Source organism: Streptomyces sp. NPDC001492 (genome assembly GCF_053597275.1).
In genome coordinates, this window is the sequence record NZ_JBSFHW010000005.1 from 210,598 (window position 1) to 231,655 (window position 21,058).

The following is a 21,058-nucleotide window of genomic DNA, read 5'->3' on the forward strand; positions in this document are numbered from 1 at the left end:
TCACCGAGGACGGCCCGAAGAGCCCGGGGTCACCTGCGTGGATGTCCCTCACCCTTGCAGGCTAGCGCCGCACCCTGGGCATCCCCAGACCGATCCACGAGATGATCTCCCGCTGGATCTCGTTGTTCCCGCCGCCGAAGGTGAAGATCACGGCGGAGCGGTAGCCGCGCTCCAGTTCGCCGTGGAGGACGGCACCGGCGGAGCCCTCCTTCAGCGCGCCCGCAGCGCCGACGATCTCCATCAGCCAGGCGTAGGCGTCCCGGCGCGCCTCGGAGCCGTAGACCTTGACCGCGGAGGCGTCCTGGGGGGTGAGGGTGCCGTTCTGGACGGCGTGCACCATCCGCCAGTTGAGCAGCTTCATCGCATCCAGCCTGGTGTGGGTCTGGGCGAGCCGGCGGCGCACCCAGGGCAGGTCGACGACGCGGCGGCCGTCGGCCAGCTTGGTCTCCATGGCCCAGCGCTGCACGTCCTGCAGGGCGCGGATGGCCATGGTGCCGTGGGCGGCGAGGGTGACGCGCTCGTGATTGAGCTGGTTGGTGATCAGCCGCCAGCCCTGGTTCTCGGCGCCGACGCGGCGGGAGACGGGGACGCGGATGTTCTCGTAGTAGCTGGCCGTGGTGTCGTGCGAGGCAAGGGTGTTGATGACGGTGCAGGAGTAGCCGGGGTCGGTGGTGGGGACGAGGAGCATGGTGATGCCCTTGTGAGGCGGTGCCTCGGGGTCGGTGCGGGTCGCGAGCCACACCCAGTCCGCGGTGTCGCCGTTGGTGGTCCAGATCTTCTGCCCGTTGACGACGTACCCGTCGCCGTCGAACACCGCGCGCGTCTTCAGGGACGCGAGATCCGTCCCCGCGTCGGGCTCGCTGTAGCCGATCGCGAAGTCGATCTCGCCGGCGAGGATCTTGGGCAGGAAGTACGCCTTCTGCTCCTCCGTGCCGAACTGCATGATCGTCGGCCCGACGGTGTTCAGCGCCATCAGCGGCAGTGGTACGCCGGCCTGGGCGGCCTCGTCGAAGAAGATGAACTGCTCCATCGCGGTCAGACCGCGCCCGCCGTACTCCTTCGGCCAGCCCACGCCGAGCCAGCCGTCCGTGCCCAGGCGCCGGATGGTCTCGCGGTAGAAGCGTTTCTGGGCGGCCGGGTCGCCGTGCCGTGCGTAGGCGTTGTCCGGCACCAACTCGGCGAAGTACGCGCGCAGTTCGGTGCGCAGCCGCTGCTGCTCGGGCGTGTATTCGAGGTGCACGGCGCCTCCAGGCTTCCCAGGCCGGTCCTGACGGCGCACACCGTAGAACGTGTTCCAGAAATTGGGAATGGCGAGGGACAGGGAAAGGGCCCCCGGTCGTCGACCGGGGGCCCTTTGCCGAGTGAGCCGGCGGAACCGGTCAGGGGGCGACGGGAGTTGCCCGGGTGGCGCCGTCCACCCGCGCCGGTTTCGGGGCGAGCACCCGCTCCGCCAGCACCCCGAAGACCAGCCCGAAGGAGGTCCACAGGGTCAGCTGGACGGCCAGGGCGGCCAGTCGGAACTGCCAGAGCAGGGTGGCGGAGAAGTCCTTCGGGACCTCGTTGACGGCCGGCAGGAACGCATACGCGAGCCCGACGGCGAGGAGGAAGAACGCGCCCGCGGCGAGCGTCGCGTTCCAGTTGCCCAGGCGCGGCGCGAGGCGCTTGCCCAGGATGACGGTGGCGACGGCCAGCAGCACGCTGAGCACCATCATCAGGAAGTACAGCGTGGTGCGCTTGCCGATGGTGCCCGGGTCGCCGACGGACGGCGGGTTGGCCGGGTACTTCAGGAACGGCACGACGTACACGGCGATCAGACCGGCGGCCGCGAGGAGCAGCGCGCTCGCGCGCGGCCCGAAGCGGCCGATGCGGCCGAGCGCGAAGCAGTACGCGAGAGCGGCGATGCCGCCGAACGCGACGCCGTAGACCAGGACACCGGTGGACAGGCCCGCGGTGGACTGCATCGTGCGGCTGACGACTTCCATGCCGTGCTCGTGCGAGTGAGCCTCCTCGTAGGCGATGGCCGCGTCGACGCGCGGTTCACCGAGGAAGTAGGCGACGACCAGGGCGAGCAGGCCCGCGGCGAGTCCCGCGAGCATGCCGCGCACCAGGAGGTTGCGGACGGTTGCCGAGTTCATGAGCGGCTGTGCTTTCTCGCCGCCCTCAGTGGCAGGGGAAGCCGAGCAGGTGACGGGCGTCGTGCACCCACTCGTGCACGTCAGATCCGTTCATCACGGAGGTGGCGCCCTGCTCGGCGCCGACGAAGTAGAGCAGTACCAGCATCAGGATGCCGAAGAAGACCGCCCAGGGGACGATCGCGCCGATCGGCAGCTTTGCGGGTACGGCGGTGGGGGTGGTGGTCGGCTGAGCGACAGACTGCGCCATGGCAGGCCCTCCTGGGGGAACTCGCGTCCCGTCTCGGTGGTGCACGCGACGACGGGGCGGGTCTGACTCACCCGGTGCGCACCCAGGGTGCGTACCGGACTTACAGTGGCGCGACCGTGCCGGACTTCCACCGGCTTCCGCTGTGCCGTCGTCAATATCCACGAGAAGGTACCGCGAAGCAGAGTTGCGGCCAAGAGCGCACGGATCGGCGGCGAGCGCCCCTGGTGAGCCGTTTCAGCCGTCGGATCAAGGGATTTGAGGGAATGTCGAGGGCGGGGACGGACGTATGACAAGCCGAGTGATCTTGGTCTCACCTGCGCTCACCGCGGCGCTCAGGGAGGCGCGCTTCGACGACGGCTGCCCGCTCGACGCCTCGGGGCTGCGGCAGGCACGGGCGGCCGCCGGCACGCTCCCGGCGGCGGAACGGGTCCGGGTCTCCCCCACCGTGCGCTGCCGCGAGACGGCGCAGGCTCTCGGTCTCGACGCCGTGGACGCGCCGGAGTTGGCGGCTCTGGACGCGGGCCGCTGGCGCGGTGCGACGCTGGCGGAGGTGAGCCAGCGCGAGCCGGAGGCGCTGGCCCGCTGGCTGTCGGACCCCGCGGCCGCGCCGCACGGTGGGGAGTCGGTGACGGCGCTGTGCGACCGGGTGGCGGGCTGGCTGGAGGCGGTCGCGCGGACACCGGGCCGGACGCTCGCCGTGGTCGAACCCGAGGCCGTACGGGCCGCGGTGGTGCGGGCGCTCGGGGCGCCGGAGTCGGCGTTCTGGCGGGCGGATGTCCCGCCGCTGACGGCGATCGAGCTCAGCGGCAGGTCCGGGCGCTGGAACGTGCGGCTCGGGCAGCCGGTCGGCGCGCCGTGAGCGTCAGTTCAGGGTGACGAGGAATTCCGTGCACGCCTCGGCGCACTGCCGGCAGGCCTTGGCGCCGTCCTCGGCGCCCGGCAGCCGGTCGAAGGCGTGCGCACCCTCCAGGCACACGGTGCGGCACCACTCCACCTGGATGCGGATGGCGGCCTCGTCCAGGTGGTTCTGCTCGGACAGCACACGGCAGGTCGCGTCGCACACCTCCGCGCACATGATGCCCTTGCGTCGTACGAGTTCCTGCTCCTCCGTGCCGTCCGGATCCACGAGGCTTGCGCGCAGAGCACACGCGCGTGCGCACTCGGTGCAGGCCTGCGCGCAGGCGAAGCGGTCCTCCAGGAACCGGAAGAGCTCCTGCTGGGTCGTCGAAGTCACACCTGGCGGGTTGCCGTCGTCGATCGCCTCAAACACCGGGAACCGCGGTCCGGCCGACTTCGGCCGGGTCGGTTCGCACCGGGTCCCATGGGTACCCGCGAGCCCATGAGCACCTCATGGATGGACATGAACATCGCCGCAGGTCGCGGCGCACTCGGAATCGGCCTGGTCGTCGTGGGGGTGGCGGTCGTGGCCCTGCTGATCGGTGCCTTCTTGCTGGGCGCCCGCATCCGTCGCCGCGAACCCGCTCCGCCGCGCCCGGAGGATCAGCCGCGGCTGCCGGACGACGGCCCGGTCCGCGAGGTACGGGAGAACCGTGAGCCCGCCGAGATACCCCGCAGCGACCACCGGCTGACCCCGCACGAGCTGCCTGGTCACGGCAATACGCCGAGCAGGACGAGCGGGTCGCAGCGGCCCAAGCGCTGGAGCGAGGGCAGCAGCGGGTCGTTCGGGAGCGGCGGGCCGGGGAGCCGCTGACGCCGGGCACGTCCGCGGGCGACGCCGGGAGGACGTGAGAGTCAAGACCGACCCCGCCCGCGGCACCCTGCCGCTGCCCGACTACGACCACCTGCCGACCGGCGGGCTCGAGAGCCCCCAGCAGCGGGAAACCCTCGCCCGCCCGAGGTCATCGACCCCATACCGGTCATCGAGTCGCGGCCAGCTCCCGAGGGGCGCACGGTGTTTCGCGTCGGCCCGAGGGTGCGCGGGACATGACGTCGACGTCGAGTTTGCGCTCGGCCCTGGGGTGGTCGAAGCACGGCGCTCCGGAGCGCAGCGGCCGGGCTGGCGGAGACGAGCCGGTGGTCCAGGAAGGTGGCGGCCCTCGCTCACCGCTGCGATCCGCCGGCTTCTGCTGACAGGCTGCGCGGCTCGGACGGCGCGTTCAGCCTCTGCACGCTCGTATACGTCTATACGTCGATGCCCTCGCGAGCCGGCCGGCTCCGGGCGATGTCCCGCAGACCTTCACCCAGTCCCGCTCATGAGGGCTCGGACGCGCCTGGACGAGGCGCTCGACCGGCCGCCGGCTCACCGAAAGCGGGGATGCTCGGCCCCTGCGGAAGCAGCTGAACCACGACGAAGGACACCACGGCGGCCAGCACCACCAGCGCCACCGTGTCCACGTTGCCCAGCAGGAGCACGACCAGGACCACGCTGCTCACGGGCACCCGCAGAGCGGCGGTCACCGACGCCGCCATCCCGACCGCCATCGCCGGCACCAGCCCCAGACCGGGCAGTGGGGCCAGCAGGACACCGGCCGCCCCGCCCAGGAACAGGGCGGGGAAGACGGGGCCACCGCGCAGGCTGCCCAGGCAGAAGGTGTACGCGAGGGCCTTGAACACCAGCACCGCGACAAGGGCACCCACCGACCAGGCGTGCGGGTGCTGCGCCAGGCCGGCCAGGGCGTTCTCCCCCGACATGGCGGCGTCGGCCGGCGAACGGCCGGTGGCGACCGCGTAGAGGCTGATGGAGGCCGCCGCCCCCAGCGCGCACAGAATGGTGTTCCGTACCGTCCGGGTCGTCACGAAGCCGGCCACGAACCTGCCGCCCACGAACACCCAGTGGATGAGGAAGGCGAGGGCCGGCGCGATCAGCAGGACCCACAGGACGTCTGCCCAGTCGAGCGGCGGCGGCTTCGGCAGCCCGATGTCCAGGCTCCCGGTCTCCAGGCCGGTCCAGTGCACGAACCCGGTGAAGATCAAATCCCCGACTCCGCTGGCCAGCAGGGCCGGCAGCATCACCGCGAACAGCTGCGGCCCACCCATCCCGGCCACCTCCATCAGGAGTACGGCTCCCACCACGGGGTTCCCGAAGAGCGCCGAGATGGCCGCCGCGGCCCCGGCCGCGCCGAGCAACGCCGTGCTCGCCTCGGTCTGCGGCGCCCGGACCAGGCTCGCGAAGAGCAGCGCCAGACCGCCGCCCAGGGCGATCAGCGGCGCCTCGGGACCCAGTACGACCCCGAGCGGCAGACCGACCAGAGCGGCGACGAGGACACCGGGCAGCGCTTCCTTGGTGACCCCGCCGGCATGCAGACCGCCCGCCGGGATGTGCCCGCCCCGCCCGGGAAGCCGGGCGACCACCAGACCTACGACCAACCCGGCCACCGCCATCAGGGGCAGCGCCCACCACCAGGGAGCCTGCTTCCAGCCCAGGTCCTTGGGCCAGTCGGTCCAGATCAGCTGCTCCAGCTGGTGGAGCGCGACGAGGAACCAGAAGGCGAGCAGTGCCACCGGAACACCGATCAGCCCGCAGAACACCAGCGCCTTGCGGTATTCGGGGCGGCGCAGCATCTTCTGCAGCTGGTCGGCCTCAGGGGGCTGATTCGCCTGCGCGGACACGGCCGCTCCCGATCTCGTCCCGGTAATGGGGTCCTCCCGAGGTCAGGACACGACAGGTGATTCAACCCATAACGGGCCAATTTTATCCAGCCGGTTGTCCATTGCCCGTCGCCACGCTAATGGGGACCAGAATCGGCTCGATGCGACCGAGGTCGAGTTGTGATGGCGACGCGTCGGGGCCATCTGTCCGTCAGGCCCCGTGCAGCGGCGTCCGCTGCACGTCGCACGCGCCGTCTGCGGCCCATGACCGCGTAGTCACTTGGCCTGCGTCGACTGAAGACACTCCAGGGGTGACGGACTCGGTGAACGTCCGCCCGCTGGGGGCTACGTCGAGCGGGGCTGAGTCGCCGGGATCCGGTGGGTGAAGAACATCGCGAGGAGCGAGGTGAGGGCGAGGATCGCGAGTGCGGCGCGCAGGCCGTCCAGCCGTGCGTCGGCGTTCGCGTCGAGTGCCGCCTGGGTCACCTTCGTGCTCGTGCCTGCCTCGTCGAGGGCGGCCTTGAGCTGAGCGTCCGACAGGAAGGGCACGCCGCTTTCGAGTTCGACGCTCGCCTCGCTCTTGACCTGGTCGGGGATCTCGGGGTTCTGCTCGACGTTGGCGAGGAACGAACTGGTCAGCGCGGCGATCAGGACCGATCCGGCCAGTGCCGTACCGATCGAGGAGCCCAGGTTGGTGACCGCGTTCTGGACGCCGCCCACTTCCGCGCTCCGCTCGTCCGGCACCGCGGACACGGTGACCGAGCCGAGCTGGGACGCCAGCGCGCCCATGCCGAGCCCGATCAGCAGAAGGGGAATGGTGACGACTTCCGCACCGGCGTCGGCGTCGAGCGCGGCCATCAGGACCACCGCTCCCGCGAACAGCGAGAGGACCCCGAGCCGCACCACCCGCCGCGGCGAGACATCCGGGAGGAAACGCGGGATGAGGATCGCGGCGGCCAGCAGCGTCAGCGAGAGCGGCAGGATGCGGGCGCCGGTCTTGAGCGCGGACAGGCCGAGGGCGACCGACAGATAGAGGGGTACGACGAAGAAAACCCCCATCTGCACGAGGTACTGGAAGAAGAACATCGTCAGGCCGCCGGTGAGTTGCCGGTTCTGAAGGAGGGCCGGGTCCACGAGTGGTTCCCTGCGCCGCTCCACGAGGCGTGCCTCCCAGCGGAGGAACAGCCAGATCAGGAGCAGTCCCGCCAGCATCAGCCAGACGACCAGTGAGATTCCGAGCCAGGTGGGCGCGTCGGGCTTCGGCTGGAACCAGCCCCATTCGTCCGAGCGGAGTACGCCGTAGACGAAGATCCCGAGCCCGGCTGCGGACAGCGCCGTGCCGACGAGATCGATGCGGGAGCGGCTTTCGGCCGGTGCGTCGGCGATACGGCGGCCGAGGGCCAGGATGGCGAGAACGATCGCGACTTCACCGGCGAACACCCAGCGCCAGGAGAAATATGTGGTCGCGACACCTCCGACAAGCGGACCGAGGGCGATCGCAACGGCTCCTGCGGCTGTGACCAACCCGTAGGCGGCGGGGCGGCGTTCGACACCGAAGTTGCCGGCGACGAGCGCCACGATCGCGGGCAGGATCAGCGCCGCCCCGAGGCCTTCCAGGAGCGACCAGCCGATCAGGAGCACCGGCAGGTTCGGGGCCAGGGCCGTGGTCAGGGATCCGCACCCGTAGACGGCACAGCCGATCATGAAGGCGCGTTTGTGACCGATCAGCGCACCGACCTTGCCGCCGGGGATCATGAACATCGCCATCACAAGGGTGTAGGCGGTGATCGCGCCCTGGACGCCGGTCACCGTCGTGCCCACGTCATCGGCCACCGTTGCGATCGAGACGTTCATGACAGAGCTGTCCAGGGCCATCAGGAACTGGCCGGACGCGAGTGTCAGCAGGACGAGCCGCGTGGCTGCCGAACTCTCAGAGCCGGTTTCCCGTGGTGCCATGCGCGTATCGTCTCAACGGCCGTGGCGATCGGCCGTCGACCCGCCACGGAGGTCGACCGATTGGCGGTGCGTCGGCCGAAGCTCGGGTGGGCGGTGTCGGCATGCGTCATGAGTTCCGCGGCGACGCCAGTCACCACCCACGGGAGCCCCGGCGGATGCGTCACCGGCTGTCGCTGATACCGGTGGTGTTCATCAGGGCCGCACGGCCCGCCTCGAGCCGGGCCGCCGGGATCCGGAACGGCGAGCAGGAGACGTAGTCCAGTCCCACGCGGTGGAAGAAGTGGATGGAGTCCGGGTCGCCGCCGTGTTCGCCGCACACGCCTGTCTCCAGGCGGGAGTTGACCGCGCGGCCCGCCTCCACGGCCAGCTCCACGAGCCGCCCGACGCCTTCTTGGTCGATCGAGTCGAACGGCGAAACGGCGAAGACGCCCTTCTCCAGGTACAGCGGGAAGAACGACGCCTCCGCGTCGTCGCGGGACAGACCCCAGGTGGTCTGGGTCAGGTCGTTGGTGCCGAAGGAGAAGAAGTCGGCCGCCTCGGCGATGCGTGCGGCGGTGAGCGCGGCGCGCGGCAGCTCGATCATCGTGCCGATCGGGCAGTCGAGGGTCAGACCGGTCTCGCTCTCCACCTCGCCGAGCACCAGTTCCGCCTCGGAGCGGGCGAGCCTCAGTTCCTCGACCGTGCCGACCAGCGGGATCATGATCTCGGCGCGCGGGGTACCGCCGTCGCGCAGTCGCTCGACCACGGCCTCGGCGACAGCCTGCACCTGCATGGCCATCAGGCCCGGTACGGCCAGGCCCAGGCGGACCCCGCGCAGGCCCAGCATCGGGTTCTGCTCGTGCATCCGCTCGACGGCGGCGAGCAGTTCCCGGTCGTGCGGGGCAGGGTGCTCGGTGCGGGCCAGGCGGACGGCCAGTTCGGTGCGGTCGGGCAGGAACTCGTGCAGCGGCGGATCGATCAGCCGGATCGTCACCGGCAGCCCGTCCATCGCCTTGAGGATGGCAGTGAAGTCGGCCCGTTGCAGCGGCAGCAGGGCGTCCAGGGCCCGTTCGCGTGCGAGGTCGTCACGGGCCAGGATCATCGCCTCGACCAGTTCCCTGCGCTCACCGAGGAACATGTGCTCGGTGCGGCACAGACCGATCCCCTGCGCACCCAGCGCGCGGGCGCGGACGGCGTCCTCGGGTGTGTCGGCGTTGGCCCGCACCTGCAGGCGGCGCCCCGAGTCGGCGCGGGCGAGAGCGCCCAGCACGGCCTCGGTGAGCGTGTCCGTGGCGGTTCCGGTCTCCAGCGCGCGTCCGACGGGGGACGCGGTGAGCGGCAGGGCGCCGAGGTGCACGGTGCCCGCCGTGCCGTCGACGGAGACGACGTCGCCCTCGCGGACCACGGCTCCGGAGGGAGCGGTGAACTGCCGTGCGAGCGGGTCCACGGCCAGCTCCTCCGCGCCGCACACGCACACCTTGCCCATGCCACGCGCGACGACCGCGGCATGGCTGGTCTTGCCGCCCCGGCTGGTCAGGACGGCCTGTGCGGCGATCATCCCGGGCAGGTCGTCGGGGGTCGTCTCACGGCGGACGAGGACCACCTGCTCGCCGGCCGCGGCACGCCGTACGGCCTCGGCGGAGTCGAAGACGACGGCGCCCACCGCGGCGCCCGGCGAGGCGGGCACGCCGTGGGCGAGGGGCACGTCGGCGGTCTTCACGTCGAAGCGGGGAAACATCAGGCGGGTCAGCTGGGCGCCGTTCACACGGGCCAGCGCCTCGTCGGCGCTGATCGTCCCTTCCTCGCGCAGGTCGTGGGCGATGCGGAAGGAGGCCTCGGCGGTGCGCTTGCCCACCCTGGTCTGCAGGATCCACAGCTTGCCGCGTTCGACGGTGAACTCGACGTCGCACAGGTCGCGGTAGTGCTTCTCAAGGGTGCGCAGATGGTCGCCGAGCTCGACGTAGGCGCGGGGGTCGAGCGCCCTGAGCTCGCGCAGGGGCAAGGCGTCGCGCACGCCTGCGACCACGTCCTCGCCCTGTGCGTCGGGCAGATAGTCGCCGTACATGCCGCGTTCTCCGGTGGCGGGGTCGCGGGTGAAGGCGACACCGGTGCCGGAGTCGTTGCCGAGGTTGCCGAAGACCATGGCCTGCACGTTGACGGCGGTGCCGAGATCCTCCGGGATGTGCTCGCGGTGCCGGTAGACGTGGGCGCGTTCGGTGTTCCAGGAGTCGAAGACCGCGCGGACGGCGCGGGCGAGCTGGTCGGCCGGGTCCTGCGGGAAGTCCTCGCCGGTTGCCTTGCGGATGATGGCCTTGAACTCCTCGGTGAGCGCCATGAGTTCACCGACGTCGAGGTCGTGGTCGTCCGACTTGTGCGCCGCGATGGCCTGTTCGAACAGGTCGCCGTCCACGCCCATCACGGTGTGCCCGAACATCTGGATGAGCCTGCGGTAGGAGTCCCAGGCGAAGCGCTCCTGCCCGGAGGCCTTGGCGAGCCCGTTGACGGACTGGTCGTTGAGCCCGATGTCGAGGATGGTGTCCATCATGCCGGGCATGGAGAAGCGGGCGCCCGAGCGCACGGACACCAGCAGCGGGTCGTCGGGGGCGCCGAGGGTCCGCCCCATGGCCCGCTCCAGGCCGGCCAGGGCCCGGGCCGCCTCGACACCGAGTTCGGGCGGTTCCTCGCCCGTGGCCAGGTAGACCTTGCAGGCCTCGGTGGTGACGGTGAACCCGGGCGGGACGGGCAGGCCGATCCGGGTCATCTCGGCGAGTCCGGCGCCCTTGCCGCCGAGCAGGGCTGCCATGTCGCGGCCGCCCTCGGCGAACCCGTACACGTACTTCGTCGGCTTGGTCATCGCAGCCTCTCAGTCATGGGGTACGACGGCCACGGGGCAGCCGACGTGGTGGATGGCGGCGTGGGCGACGGGGCCGGTACGGGGGACGGTGGGCCGCCCGGTCCTGCGGCGGCCCACGACGAGCAGGCTCGCGCCGGACGCGGCCCGCACCAGCACGGAGGTCGCGCGGCCCTCGGTCACGGTCTCGACGACCCGGACCTCGGGGTACTTCTCGCGCCACACCTGCAGGACGGCGGTCAGGAAGCCGAGCCACTCCTCGGCCCGGTCCGGGCGGTTCACCAGGCCGATGTCCCCGGCGCCGAGCCCGACGGGTGAGGGCTGCTGCCAGGCGTGCACGACCTTCAGCCGCGAGCGCCGCAGCCGGGCCTCCTCGAAGGCGAACTCGATGACCTCGTCGCAGGGGTCGGCGAGGTCGATGCCGAGCACGACGTCCCGGTACCCGGTGCGGGTGGACTCGGCGCCGTCGTCGTCCAGCAGATGCTCGTCGGCGGCCTCTTCACCGGACCGGACGAGGACGACCGGCCGGGCCGCCCCTGCCACCACGCCGAGGGCGACCGAACCGACCAGGAACCTGGTGAAGCCGCTGAGGCCGCGCGATCCCACCACCAGCAGGTCGGCCTGCTCGGCCGCCTTCAGCAGGGCGGCGGTCGCGGGACCCTCGACCTGCTCCTGGTCCAGCTTTACGGCGGGGCAGGTGCGCCGGATGCGGTCCTCCGCCTGGCGCAGGGACCGCCGGGCGAGGTGGCGCTGGGCGGCCGTGGCGATCTCGCCGTCCTCCTGACGAGGGTGCCAGTTCCAGGCGTGCACAAGCCGTAGCGGCCGGTCGCGGCGTACCGCCTCGCGGGCGGCCCACTCGGCGGCTGCGAGACTCTCGGCGGATCCGTCGACTCCGGCGATGACGGGCGGAAGCATGGTGCGCACCTCCTGCGCTCGGTCTGCTCCTCACCACCAGCTTCGTACCGCGGCCTACCGGCAGGTATGGGCCGCCAGGTCTCCAAGCGGGTCCGTTCGGCCCCTGCGCACGACGGGGGCGGGCGGCGATCGTGGAAGGACCCCGGCCAGAAGGCGGCACACCATGCAACGAGTGATCATCGCCGGTGTCGACCGGTCGGCACGCAGTCGAGCCGCGGCGGACTGGGCCACACGCGAGGCGCTGCTGCGCGGACTGCCCCTACGGGTGGTGCATGTGGTACCGCCGGCCCCGTTGGATCCGGTGGAGCAGTGGCCGTACCGTCCGGCGGCCGTGGCGGACCATGTGGTGGCCGAACTCGTCGAACGGCACCCGGCGTTGCATGTGCGCGGTGAGAGCCACACCGGGATGCCCGCCCCCGTCCTGCGCGCCGTGGGCGAAGAGGCGGAGCTGGTCGTGCTCGGCCTGCGCGGCGAGGGCGGTACCGCGGGGAGCACGATGGGCGCCACCGCCGCGGCCCTGGCGGAGGGGTCCGCCGGGCCGGTGGTCCTGGTGCCCGGCCCGCTCGTCGGCCAGGGCCCGCCGCGCCCGTCCGCCGGCGTGACCGTCGGCGTCGACGTCCGGGACCCGGTCGGCGGCGCGCTCGACTTCGCCTTCGACGCGGCCCGGCTGCGCGGTGCACGTCTGCATGCGGTGTACGCCTGGAAGCTGCCCGCGTCCGCCGCCGCTTCGCCCTTCCCGGTCCTGGAGGAGGACCGCGCCACCTGGGAGGACCACGAGGTGCAGCTGCTGTCCGACGTACTGCGGCCGTGGCGCAGGAAGTACCCCGATGTCGACGTCCTCGAGGACGTCATGCTGTTCCCCCCGGTGGAGGCCCTGGTCCATGCCTCGGAAGGTGCCGAACTGGTGGTGGTCGGGCGGCGTTCCGCCTCGGGTGCCACCCTCCGGGAGCTGCTGGAGCGCTCCCGTTGCCCGGTGGCCGTCGTCCCCGCATGATCGGGGGAGGGTCGGCCCCGGCGGTTGGGTCGTTCGGCCCCTGTGGGGCCGGATGGCCTCGGCGCAGGGTGAGGACCATGAGGACGCGTACTCGGATCGCCGTCATCGGCGTCGGCAACGAGTTCCGGCGCGACGACGGCGTGGGCTGGGCCGTCCTCGCCCGGCTGCGGGAGCGGGCCGCGCAGCGGCCGCTGCCGCCGGACACCGTGCTCGCCACCTGCGACGGTGAGCCCGGACGGCTGATCGGGCTGTGGGAGGACGCGGATCTCGCGGTGGTCGTGGACGCCGCCCATGCGCACCCGGGCGAGCCCGGCCGCGTGCACCGCCTCGAACTCTCCGGCGGACTTGAGGCACAGCCGCAGACGACCAGCTCGCACGGCCTCGGTCTCGGCGAGGCCGTCGAACTCGCCCGCGCTCTGGGCGTGTTGCCCCAGCACCTCGTCGTGTACGCGGTGGAGGGCGCCGAGAGCGCGCTGGGCACCGGCCTCTCCCCTGCCGTCGAGGACGCCGTGGAACCCCTCGCCCGGGCCGTCGAGTCCGAGCTCGCCCGGCACCGGGAGACCGCCGCCGGGAGGCCGGCATGACCGTGCGGCGCTTCCACGTGGAAGGGATCGTCCAGGGCGTCGGCTTCCGCCCGTTCGTGTACCGCACCGCATCTGCGCTCGGCCTGGACGGCTGGGTGGCCAATGTCAACGGGCATGTGGAGGGCGAGGTCGCCGGACCGCTCGGCACGATCGACGAGTTCGCCGCCCGGTTGCGCAGCGACGCGCCGGCCCTCGCCCGGGTGCGCCGCGTCCGGCTGACCGGCGGCACGCCCGAGCAGGCTTATGGGCAGGGGTTCCAGGTACGGCACAGCGCGCCCGCCGGTGGGGACACCGCGCCGTGCGAGATCCCGCCCGACGCGGCGATCTGCGAGGCCTGCCTGGCCGAGTTGCACGACCCCCGGGACCGCCGCCACCGCTACCCGTTCATCAACTGCACGGACTGCGGGCCGCGCGCCACGATCATCGAGGACCTGCCTTACGACCGGATCCGCACCACCATGCACCGCTTCCCGTTGTGCGCCCGGTGTGCCGCCGAGTACGCCGATCCGGGCGACCGGCGCTTCCACGCCGAGCCCGTCGCCTGCCCCCTGTGCGGTCCCCGGCTGGCCTGGGAGGACCTGCGCGGCGAGGAGGCGCTGCGGGCGGCGGTGAAGGCCGTCGAGGCGGGCGGGATCGTCGCGCTGAAAGGCCTCGGCGGCTATCAGCTCGTGTGCGACGCGGGCGATCCGGCTGCCGTGTCGGAGCTGCGGCGCCGCAAGCACCGTCCTACCAAGCCGTTCGCCGTCATGGTCCGCGACCTCGATTCGGCCGCCCGGCTGGCGCGGATCGGCGCCACCGAGCGGCAGGCCCTGACGTCCCCGGAACGCCCTGTGGTGCTGCTCGCCCGGCGCCCGTGGCACGGCAGTGCCCCGCTCGCCCCCGAGGTGCACCCCGGTCTGACCCGCGTCGGCCTGTTCCTGCCCACCACCGGCCTGCACCACCTCCTCCTCGACGAGCTGGCCCGCCCTCTCGTGGTCACCAGCGGCAACCTCAGCGACGAGCCGATCGCCGTCGAGGACACCGAGGCCCGGCGCGCGCTCGCCGGTGTCGCGGACGGCTTCCTCACCCACGACCGGCCCATCCGCTCCCGCTACGACGACTCGGTGGTGCAGTTCGCCGGGCGGACCCGGATCACGGTGCGCCGGGCCCGCGGGCTCGCTCCCGCCCCCTTGCCGCTGTCCGTCCGTGAACCGGTCGCCGGGGCCGGTGCCCAGCTGAAGCACACCTTCACCCTGGCCGCCGACGGCCGGGCCCATCTCGGCCCGCACACCGGAGACCTGGCCGACCTGGCCGTCAACGAAGCGTTCCTGGCCTCGTACGAGCACCTCAAGCGGCTCACCGGCATCGAACCCGCAGTCCTCGCCCACGACCTGCACCCCGGTTATCTGTCCACGCAGTGGGCCGAGGCGCAGCCGCTGCGCCGCGTTGCGGTGCAGCACCATCACGCGCACGTGGCCGCGTGCGCGGCCGAGCACGGCGTACAGGGGCATTTCCTCGGTGTCGCCTACGACGGCCTGGGGCTGGGCGACGACGGCACGCTGTGGGGCGGCGAGATCCTCGTCGCCGATCTGAGCGGCTACCGTCGCGTGGGCCGGTTCGCCACCGCGCCCCTGCCCGGCGGCGACGCGGCGGTACGCCATCCTTCCCGCACGGCGCTGGGCCAGCTGTTCGGCGCCGAGACGCTGGGCTCCCCGCGCCCGTACCCCTGGCTCACCCGGGCCTTCACGGACCGGCTCGATCCGGCCGAGGTCACGGCCGTGCGCGCGATGATCGCCAGGGGCGTGAACTGCCCCCGCGCCTCCAGCGCCGGACGGCTCTTCGACACGGTCGCCGCGCTGCTGGGGCTGTGCGACCGGGCGAGTTACGAGGGCGAGGCGGCCGTCCTGCTCGAAGCGGCCGCGGGCGCCGAGCACGCCGCGCCCCTTTCCCATCGGGTGGTCCGGGCGCAGGGCCTGTGGGTGTACGACTGCGCGCCGACGCTGGCCGATCTGCTGGAGCGGCGGCTGGGCGGGGAGCCGGTGGCCCGGCTGGCCGCTGCCTTCCATCTGACGCTCGGGATCGTCACCGCGGAACTCGTCGCGCGGGCCGTGGCCGAGGGCGCGCCGCGCACGGTCTGCCTCGGCGGTGGCTGCTTCGTCAACCGCCGTCTGCTGACGGAGGTGAGACGGCGGCTGCACGCGCAGGGGCTGCGGGTGCTGGTCGGTGGTCAGGTCCCGGTCGGGGACGGCGGCATCAGCTACGGCCAGGCGGCGGTTGCTGCCGCACGACTGGCCGGGGAGAGGTGAGCGCACATGTGCCTGGGCATCCCGGGACGGGTCCTGGAGATCCACGACGATGCGGGGCTGCGGATGGCCACGGCGGACTTCGGCGGGATACGGCGCGAGGTCTGTCTGAGCTGCACGCCCGAGGCGGACGTGGGGTCGTACGTGATCGTGCACGTCGGGTTCGCGATCACCTTGGTCGACGAAGCGGAGGCCGAGCGGACCCTCGACGTGCTGCGGGCCATGGCAGGGGCCGTCGAGGGGGAACTGGGCGAGCCCCTTCCCTAGCGCTCGGCCGGCACAGCGATGTCCGCAGGCCGCAGGTTGGCGGCGTTGCAGGTCCGGTCGGCTTGTGCTGCTGGGCCAGTTGGCCCCTGCCTCAGGTGGTGGACGCCGTCAGAAGCTGAGAGTGGAAGCCGGCGACGAGGAGGAGCGACATGAGCACAGCCCCGGCCGTCCTCGATCGGGACGGGCTCAGCGCCCTGGTCACGGTGCTGGTGGCGGACGGACGGACCGTCGTCGGGCCGACCGTCCGCGACGGTGCGATCGTGCTGTCCGAGCTGACCTCGGCGGATGCCCTGCCGTACGGCTGGGGTGTCGAGCTGGAGGCCGGGCGGTACCGGCTGGTGCCACGCGAGGACGGCGCCGCCTTCGCGCACAGCGCGGGCCCCCAGTCCTGGAAGAACTTCCTGCACCCGTCCCGGGAGCGGCTGTGGAGTGCCGACCGGACGGCGGAGGGCGAGGTGACGTTCACCGCGCACGAGCCCGCGGCCCCGGCCTACGCCTTCCTCGGTGTGCGGCCCTGTGACCTGCGGGCCATCGCCATCCAGGACCGCGTGCTGACCGGCGGCCGCTACGAGGACACCGGCTACGGCAGGCGCCGGTCCGGCGCCCTGCTGATCGCCGCCGAATGCACCGAGCCCGGCGCGACCTGCTTCTGCGTCTCCACCGGCGGCGGACCCGCCGCCGACCCCGGCTACGACCTCGCGCTCACCGAGGTGGTCGACGAGGACGGGCACCGGTTCCTGGTGCGCGTGGGAAGCGAAGAAGGCGCCCGGCTGCTGGAGCAGGTGCCGCACCGCCGCGCAGACCTGGCCACAGAGGCCACCGCGCGCGCCTCGGTGGACGCGGCCCGCGACCGGATGGGCCGCTCGCTGCCCCCGGTCGACCTGCGCTCCCTGATGGGCGCGAGCCTGGACGCCGAACGCTGGAACGACGTCGCCGAGCGCTGTCTGACCTGCGGCAACTGCACCATGGTCTGCCCGACCTGCTTCTGCACCACCACGGAGGAGGTCACCGACCTGACCGGTGACCACACCGAGCGCTGGCAGCGCTGGGACTCCTGCTTCGACCTGGACTTCTCGTACCTGCACGGCGGCTCGGTGCGCCACTCGCCCCGCAGCCGCTACCGGCAGTGGCTCACCCACAAGCTCTCGACCTGGCACGACCAGTTCGACACCACCGGATGCGTGGGCTGCGGGCGCTGCATCACCTGGTGTCCGGTCGGCATCGACATCACGGAGGAAGTGGCCGCACTGCAGGCCGAACGCGGAACGGAGTCGGACTGATGCCTCCCTCGATCGCCCTGCGCATGAACCACGCGCTGCCCGCCGAGCACCGTGAGCGGCTGCTGCGGGTCGGCCGCGAGACCGCCTTCCCGCCGGGCAGCCGCCTCTTCGAGGAGGGCGGGCACGCGAACCGGTTCTGGATCATCCGCAGTGGGACGGCCGCCCTGGACATGCATGTCCCCGGCCGCCGCCCGCCGGTCGTCGAGACGCTCGGCGTCGGCGATCTGCTCGGCTGGTCCTGGCTCTACGAGCCGTTCGTGTGGCAGCTCGGCGCGGGGGCGGTGACGCCCTTGCAGGCCTACGAGTTCGACGCCGTCGCCGTCCGGCTGATGTGCCTGGACGACCCCGAGTTCGGCCGTGCCGTGGAGCACTGGGTCGGCCGGGTGCTGGCCCACCGGCTGAACGCGGCCCGCGCCCGGCTGGTCGACCTGTACGGCATCTACGACACGAAGGACGAGCGATGACCGCGCTGCCGGTGCCCCACCGGGTGGTCGACCGCCGGGCGGAGACCGCCGACACGGTCACGCTCCGGTTCGAACCGGTGGGCTCCGCGCTCCCCGACTTCCTGCCGGGGCAGTTCGCGATGGTGCACTCCTTCGGGCGTGGCGAGATTCCGGTGTCCGTCAGCTCCGTGCAGGCCACCGGCGGTCTCGCGCACACGGTTCGCTCCGTGGGCGCGGTCTCCGACGGGCTGTGCGCAGCCCGGGTCGGAGACGTCGTCGGCATCCGCGGTCCTTACGGCACCAGCTGGGAGTCGGGGCGGGCGCGCGGCCGTGACGTGGTGATCGTGGCGGGCGGCATCGGTTTCGCCCCGCTGCGGCCGCTGATCCTGGCGGTGCTTGCCGAGCCGGCAGCGTACGGGCGGGTGAACGTGCTGATCGGTGCGCGCACCCCGAGCGATCTGATCGCCCGGGCCGAGGTGGCGAGTTGGGCCACCGCGTACACCGGCGTGACGGTGGACCAGCCCGAGGTCGACTGGCGCGGCGACGTCGGCGTGGTCACCCAGCTGCTCGGGCGGGCGCAGTTCGAGCCGGAGGAGACGACGGCGTATGTGTGCGGTCCCGAGCCGATGATCCGGGCCACGTCCCGCGAACTCGCCCACCGCGGGGTGCCCCGCGACCGCATCCAGGTGTCGCTGGAGCGGAACATGCGCTGCGCCACCGGGCACTGCGGGCACTGCCAGCTCGGTCCCCTGCTGGTGTGCCGGGCGGGCCCCGTCGTCGACTGGGAATGCGCGGAACCCCTGCTCTCCGTAAGGGAGTTGTGAGATGACCGCCACGAAGTCCAAGCCCCGGCTCGCGGTGTTCAAGCTGGCCTCCTGCGACGGCTGTCAGCTCACCCTGCTGGACTGCGAGGACGAACTCCTCGCGCTGGCGGGCGAGGTGGACATCTCGCACTTCCTGGAGGCCTCCAGCGCGGTGGAAGCGGGCCCCTACGACCTCTCCCTCGTCGAGGGTTCGATCACCACGGCCGAGGACGCCGAGCGGATCCGGGCCATCCGCGCCGCCTCGCGCCACCTGGTGACCATCGGGGCGTGCGCCACGGCCGGCGGCATCCAGGCCCTCAGGAACTTCGCGGACGTCGACGAGTTCCGGCGCACGGTCTACGCGCACCCCGAGTACATCTCCACCCTCGCCACCTCCACTCCCGTCTCGGCCCATGTGGACGTCGACTTCGAGCTGCGCGGCTGCCCGATCGACCGCAGGCAGCTCATCGAGGTGATCACGGCATTCCTCGCCGGCCGCAAGCCGGACGTGCCGAACCACAGCGTGTGCTTCGAGTGCAAGCGGCGCGGCACGGTCTGTGTGACGGTCGCCCACGGCACGCCGTGCCTCGGCCCGGTCACACACGCCGGGTGCGGCGCGCTGTGCCCGGCCTACCACCGCGGCTGCTTCGGCTGCTTCGGCCCGTCCGGGTCGGTGAACCTGCCCGCGCTGATCCCGCTGCTGCGCCGCGACGGCCTCGACGAGGACGACGTGGAGCGGTTCCTGCACACCTTCAACACCGCCGCTTTCGAAGAGGAGTGGGGCAAGTGACGCACCGTGGATCCCGTGTCCTGCACGTCGGCTCGCTGTCCCGGGTCGAGGGCGAGGGCGCCCTGCGTCTGAAGGTGCACGACGGCACGGTCACCGACGCACGGCTAGAGATCTACGAACCGCCGCGCTTCTTCGAGGCGTTTTTGCGTGGGCGTTCGTACACCGAGCCGCCGGACATCACGGCGCGGGTGTGCGGGATCTGCCCGGTGGCGTACCAGATGAGCGCGTGCGCGGCGATCGAGGACGCGTGCGGGGCAACGGTCGACCCGGTGATCCGGGACCTGCGCCGCCTGCTGTACTGCGGGGAGTGGATCGAGAGCCAGGTCCTGCACATCTATCTGCTGCACGCCCCGGACTTCCTGGGCCGTGCGAGCGCGATCGAGCTGGCCCGCACCCATCGGGCGGAGGTCGAGCGCGGGCTCCGGCTCAAGAAGGCGGGCAACTCCCTGATGGAGCTGATCGGCGGGCGGGCCGTGCACCCCGTCAACGTCCGGCTCGGCGGCTTCCACCGGGTGCCGACGCGTGCCGAACTGCGGCCGCTCGCCGAGCAGTTGAAGCAGGCGCTGGACGATGCGTGGGAGACCGTGCGCTGGGTGGCCGGATTCGAGTTCCCGGATGCCGAGGTCGAGGCCGACCTGCTGGCGCTGGCCGCCCCGGACACGTACGCCATCGAGAGCGGCACCCCGACGGTGCTGCGCACGGACGGCTCCACCGCTTCCTTCCCCGTGCGGGAGTTCACCGAGCATGTCGCCGAGACCCATGTGGAGCACTCCACGGCGCTGCACTCGCGGCTGGACGGACGGCTGCATCTCACCGGCTCCCTCGCCAGGTTCGCGATCGGCGGCGCACGGCTGTCGCCGGTCGCGCTGGAGGCGGCCGTCGAGGCGGGGCTCGGCGATCCGCGCGAGGGCGCGGTGTGCCGCAATCCGTTCCGGTCGATCCTGGTGCGGGCGGTGGAGAGCGTGTACGCCGTGGCGGAGGCACTGCGGATCATCGAGGCCTACGAGCCGCCGACGCGCCCGTACACCGAGGTCCCCCCGGTCGCGGGCGTCGGCCACGGCGCCACCGAGGCGCCCCGCGGACTGCTCTATCACCGCTACGAACTGGACGCCGACGGTCTCGTGACCAGCGCGCTGCTGGTACCGCCCACGGCACAGAACCAGGGTGCGATCGAGGACGACCTGCGCCGGCTGACCCAGCGTGCGATCGGCGAACGCGACCCGGACGACGCCGAGTTGACGGCTTTGTGCGAGCGGGCGATCCGCAACCACGACCCGTGCATCTCGTGCTCCACCCACTTCCTCGACCTGACGGTCGTCCGTACCTCATCGGACACCTCGCACGACATTTCGGGAGGCTGCGATGCCTGAATCTCCGTACACCGTGAGCGACGTGATGACGCACACCGTCGTCGCCGTCGGCAGTGAGGCGCCCTTCAAGGAGATCGTCGAACTGCTCGACCAGTGGAAGGTCAGCGCCTTGCCGGTCCTGGCGGGCGAGGGCCGCGTGGTGGGGGTGGTCTCCGAGGCGGACCTGATGGCCAAGGAGGAGTTCCGAGACACCGAGGAGGGTGATCCGGAAGCCCGGAGGAAGGCCGGCGCGATCACCGCGGGCGAGCTGATGAGCGCCCCGGCCGTGACCGTGCACGCCGACGCCTCGCTGGCCGAGGCCGCCCGCATCATGGCCCGCCGGCACGTCAAGCGGCTGCCGGTCGTGGACGGGGTCGGTCTGCTGCAGGGCGTGGTCAGCCGCAGTGATCTGCTGAAGGTCTTCCTCCGTGACGACGAGGAGATCGCCCAGGAGATCCGGCACAGCGTGCTGGGCCAGCTCCCGGTCACCACTCCCCTGACCGTGGGCGTGAAGGAGGGCGTCGTGACGCTGGGCGGCTCCCTGCCCGACCGGATGCTGGTGCCCGTGGTGGCACGGGCGGTGCGGGCGGTGGAGGGGGTCGTGGACATCCGGCTCGATCTCACGCATCGATGA

The 21,058-nt window shown here is 72.1% G+C and carries 20 protein-coding genes and 1 riboswitch; of the genes, 12 read left to right on the plus strand and 8 right to left on the minus strand.

Going from position 1 to position 21,058, the window contains the following annotated elements:
* Nucleotides 1-61 precede the first annotated feature (61 nt).
* The 3 genes from ACWC1K_RS08690 to ACWC1K_RS08700 form a co-directional block, all read right to left on the minus strand.
* The gene (locus ACWC1K_RS08690; RefSeq protein ID WP_450829589.1) at nucleotides 62-1,240 is read right to left on the minus strand and encodes an acyl-CoA dehydrogenase family protein; all 1,179 of its coding nucleotides are present in this window, start codon (nucleotides 1,238-1,240) and stop codon (nucleotides 62-64) included.
* Between the two features lie 139 nt (nucleotides 1,241-1,379).
* Nucleotides 1,380-2,135 (minus strand): CbtA family protein, encoded by a 756-nt coding sequence (locus tag ACWC1K_RS08695; RefSeq protein WP_450829591.1) that lies wholly within the window; start codon nucleotides 2,133-2,135, stop codon nucleotides 1,380-1,382.
* Nucleotides 2,136-2,160: 25 nt separating this feature from the next.
* The gene (locus ACWC1K_RS08700; protein WP_115912179.1) at nucleotides 2,161-2,382 is read right to left on the minus strand and encodes a CbtB domain-containing protein; all 222 of its coding nucleotides are present in this window, start codon (nucleotides 2,380-2,382) and stop codon (nucleotides 2,161-2,163) included.
* A 3-nt stretch (nucleotides 2,383-2,385) separates the two neighbouring features.
* Nucleotides 2,386-2,568, minus strand: a riboswitch (cobalamin riboswitch).
* A 100-nt stretch (nucleotides 2,569-2,668) separates the two neighbouring features.
* Here ACWC1K_RS08700 and ACWC1K_RS08705 point away from each other — a divergent pair.
* On the plus strand, nucleotides 2,669-3,241 hold the full coding sequence (locus tag ACWC1K_RS08705; RefSeq protein WP_450829592.1) for a histidine phosphatase family protein: 573 nt from the start codon (nucleotides 2,669-2,671) through the stop codon (nucleotides 3,239-3,241).
* 3 nt (nucleotides 3,242-3,244) lie between these two features.
* Here ACWC1K_RS08705 and ACWC1K_RS08710 read toward each other — a convergent pair whose 3' ends face one another.
* A complete protein-coding gene (locus ACWC1K_RS08710; protein ID WP_450829593.1) occupies nucleotides 3,245-3,616 on the minus strand; it encodes a ferredoxin in 372 nt (123 codons plus the stop codon).
* A gap of 105 nt (nucleotides 3,617-3,721) precedes the next feature.
* On the opposite strand from ACWC1K_RS08710, the gene ACWC1K_RS08715 reads away from it, so the two are divergent.
* Nucleotides 3,722-4,093 carry a DUF6479 family protein gene (locus tag ACWC1K_RS08715; RefSeq protein ID WP_450829595.1) on the plus strand — a complete coding sequence of 124 codons (372 nt, stop codon included), beginning with the start codon at nucleotides 3,722-3,724 and terminating at the stop codon, nucleotides 4,091-4,093.
* Nucleotides 4,094-4,593: 500 nt separating this feature from the next.
* On the opposite strand, the gene ACWC1K_RS08720 is transcribed toward ACWC1K_RS08715, so the two are convergent.
* From ACWC1K_RS08720 to ACWC1K_RS08735, 4 genes are all read right to left on the minus strand, one after another.
* Entirely contained in the window at nucleotides 4,594-5,904 is a 1,311-nt protein-coding gene (locus tag ACWC1K_RS08720; RefSeq protein WP_450829845.1) for a chloride channel protein, read from the minus strand.
* Between the two features lie 372 nt (nucleotides 5,905-6,276).
* Nucleotides 6,277-7,887: an MFS transporter gene (locus ACWC1K_RS08725; RefSeq protein ID WP_450829597.1), complete on the minus strand. Its 1,611-nt coding sequence runs from the start codon at nucleotides 7,885-7,887 to the stop codon at nucleotides 6,277-6,279.
* Between the two features lie 160 nt (nucleotides 7,888-8,047).
* Nucleotides 8,048-10,720 (minus strand): pyruvate, phosphate dikinase, encoded by a 2,673-nt coding sequence (gene ppdK, locus ACWC1K_RS08730; protein ID WP_450829599.1) that lies wholly within the window; start codon nucleotides 10,718-10,720, stop codon nucleotides 8,048-8,050.
* Nucleotides 10,721-10,729: 9 nt separating this feature from the next.
* The gene (locus ACWC1K_RS08735) at nucleotides 10,730-11,632 is read right to left on the minus strand and encodes a universal stress protein (RefSeq protein ID WP_450829600.1); all 903 of its coding nucleotides are present in this window, start codon (nucleotides 11,630-11,632) and stop codon (nucleotides 10,730-10,732) included.
* Nucleotides 11,633-11,795: 163 nt separating this feature from the next.
* On the opposite strand from ACWC1K_RS08735, the gene ACWC1K_RS08740 reads away from it, so the two are divergent.
* The 10 genes from ACWC1K_RS08740 to ACWC1K_RS08785 all read left to right on the plus strand — a co-directional run bounded on the left by ACWC1K_RS08740 (nucleotide 11,796) and on the right by ACWC1K_RS08785 (nucleotide 21,058).
* Nucleotides 11,796-12,626, plus strand: coding sequence for a universal stress protein (locus ACWC1K_RS08740; RefSeq protein ID WP_450829602.1), 831 nt, complete (start codon nucleotides 11,796-11,798; stop codon nucleotides 12,624-12,626).
* 77 nt (nucleotides 12,627-12,703) lie between these two features.
* Entirely contained in the window at nucleotides 12,704-13,210 is a 507-nt protein-coding gene (locus ACWC1K_RS08745; RefSeq protein WP_450829603.1) for a hydrogenase maturation protease, read from the plus strand.
* The gene (hypF, locus tag ACWC1K_RS08750) at nucleotides 13,207-15,495 is read left to right on the plus strand and encodes a carbamoyltransferase HypF (RefSeq protein WP_450829605.1); all 2,289 of its coding nucleotides are present in this window, start codon (nucleotides 13,207-13,209) and stop codon (nucleotides 15,493-15,495) included. Before ACWC1K_RS08745 ends, hypF begins: the two co-directional genes overlap by 4 nt.
* A gap of 6 nt (nucleotides 15,496-15,501) precedes the next feature.
* Nucleotides 15,502-15,759, plus strand: coding sequence for a HypC/HybG/HupF family hydrogenase formation chaperone (locus tag ACWC1K_RS08755; protein WP_450829606.1), 258 nt, complete (start codon nucleotides 15,502-15,504; stop codon nucleotides 15,757-15,759).
* A 149-nt stretch (nucleotides 15,760-15,908) separates the two neighbouring features.
* The gene (locus ACWC1K_RS08760; protein WP_450829607.1) at nucleotides 15,909-17,039 is read left to right on the plus strand and encodes a 4Fe-4S dicluster domain-containing protein; all 1,131 of its coding nucleotides are present in this window, start codon (nucleotides 15,909-15,911) and stop codon (nucleotides 17,037-17,039) included.
* Entirely contained in the window at nucleotides 17,039-17,503 is a 465-nt protein-coding gene (locus tag ACWC1K_RS08765; protein WP_450829608.1) for a Crp/Fnr family transcriptional regulator, read from the plus strand. Before ACWC1K_RS08760 ends, ACWC1K_RS08765 begins: the two co-directional genes overlap by 1 nt.
* A complete protein-coding gene (locus ACWC1K_RS08770) occupies nucleotides 17,500-18,306 on the plus strand; it encodes an FAD/NAD(P)-binding protein (RefSeq protein WP_450829609.1) in 807 nt (268 codons plus the stop codon). Before ACWC1K_RS08765 ends, ACWC1K_RS08770 begins: the two co-directional genes overlap by 4 nt.
* A 1-nt stretch (nucleotide 18,307) precedes the next feature.
* A complete protein-coding gene (locus ACWC1K_RS08775) occupies nucleotides 18,308-19,075 on the plus strand; it encodes an NADH-quinone oxidoreductase subunit B family protein (protein ID WP_450829611.1) in 768 nt (255 codons plus the stop codon).
* Nucleotides 19,072-20,445 carry a Ni/Fe hydrogenase subunit alpha gene (locus ACWC1K_RS08780; RefSeq protein WP_450829613.1) on the plus strand — a complete coding sequence of 458 codons (1,374 nt, stop codon included), beginning with the start codon at nucleotides 19,072-19,074 and terminating at the stop codon, nucleotides 20,443-20,445. Before ACWC1K_RS08775 ends, ACWC1K_RS08780 begins: the two co-directional genes overlap by 4 nt.
* A complete protein-coding gene (locus ACWC1K_RS08785) occupies nucleotides 20,438-21,058 on the plus strand; it encodes a CBS domain-containing protein (protein WP_450829615.1) in 621 nt (206 codons plus the stop codon). Before ACWC1K_RS08780 ends, ACWC1K_RS08785 begins: the two co-directional genes overlap by 8 nt.

Coding starts and splice junctions, on each gene's coding strand:
- ACWC1K_RS08695 (WP_450829591.1), bottom strand. CDS start 2,135: ATGAACTCGGCAACCGTCCGCAACCTCCTGGTGCGCGGCATGCTCGCG.
- ACWC1K_RS08785 (WP_450829615.1), top strand. CDS start 20,438: ATGCCTGAATCTCCGTACACCGTGAGCGACGTGATGACGCACACCGTC.
- ACWC1K_RS08720 (WP_450829845.1), bottom strand. CDS start 5,904: ATGCTGCGCCGCCCCGAATACCGCAAGGCGCTGGTGTTCTGCGGGCTG.
- ACWC1K_RS08735 (WP_450829600.1), bottom strand. CDS start 11,632: ATGCTTCCGCCCGTCATCGCCGGAGTCGACGGATCCGCCGAGAGTCTC.
- ACWC1K_RS08715 (WP_450829595.1), top strand. CDS start 3,722: ATGAGCACCTCATGGATGGACATGAACATCGCCGCAGGTCGCGGCGCA.
- hypF (WP_450829605.1), top strand. CDS start 13,207: ATGACCGTGCGGCGCTTCCACGTGGAAGGGATCGTCCAGGGCGTCGGC.
- ACWC1K_RS08740 (WP_450829602.1), top strand. CDS start 11,796: ATGCAACGAGTGATCATCGCCGGTGTCGACCGGTCGGCACGCAGTCGA.
- ACWC1K_RS08765 (WP_450829608.1), top strand. CDS start 17,039: ATGCCTCCCTCGATCGCCCTGCGCATGAACCACGCGCTGCCCGCCGAG.
- ACWC1K_RS08775 (WP_450829611.1), top strand. CDS start 18,308: ATGACCGCCACGAAGTCCAAGCCCCGGCTCGCGGTGTTCAAGCTGGCC.
- ACWC1K_RS08760 (WP_450829607.1), top strand. CDS start 15,909: ATGAGCACAGCCCCGGCCGTCCTCGATCGGGACGGGCTCAGCGCCCTG.
- ACWC1K_RS08705 (WP_450829592.1), top strand. CDS start 2,669: ATGACAAGCCGAGTGATCTTGGTCTCACCTGCGCTCACCGCGGCGCTC.
- ACWC1K_RS08700 (WP_115912179.1), bottom strand. CDS start 2,382: ATGGCGCAGTCTGTCGCTCAGCCGACCACCACCCCCACCGCCGTACCC.
- ACWC1K_RS08770 (WP_450829609.1), top strand. CDS start 17,500: ATGACCGCGCTGCCGGTGCCCCACCGGGTGGTCGACCGCCGGGCGGAG.
- ACWC1K_RS08755 (WP_450829606.1), top strand. CDS start 15,502: ATGTGCCTGGGCATCCCGGGACGGGTCCTGGAGATCCACGACGATGCG.
- ppdK (WP_450829599.1), bottom strand. CDS start 10,720: ATGACCAAGCCGACGAAGTACGTGTACGGGTTCGCCGAGGGCGGCCGC.
- ACWC1K_RS08745 (WP_450829603.1), top strand. CDS start 12,704: ATGAGGACGCGTACTCGGATCGCCGTCATCGGCGTCGGCAACGAGTTC.
- ACWC1K_RS08725 (WP_450829597.1), bottom strand. CDS start 7,887: ATGGCACCACGGGAAACCGGCTCTGAGAGTTCGGCAGCCACGCGGCTC.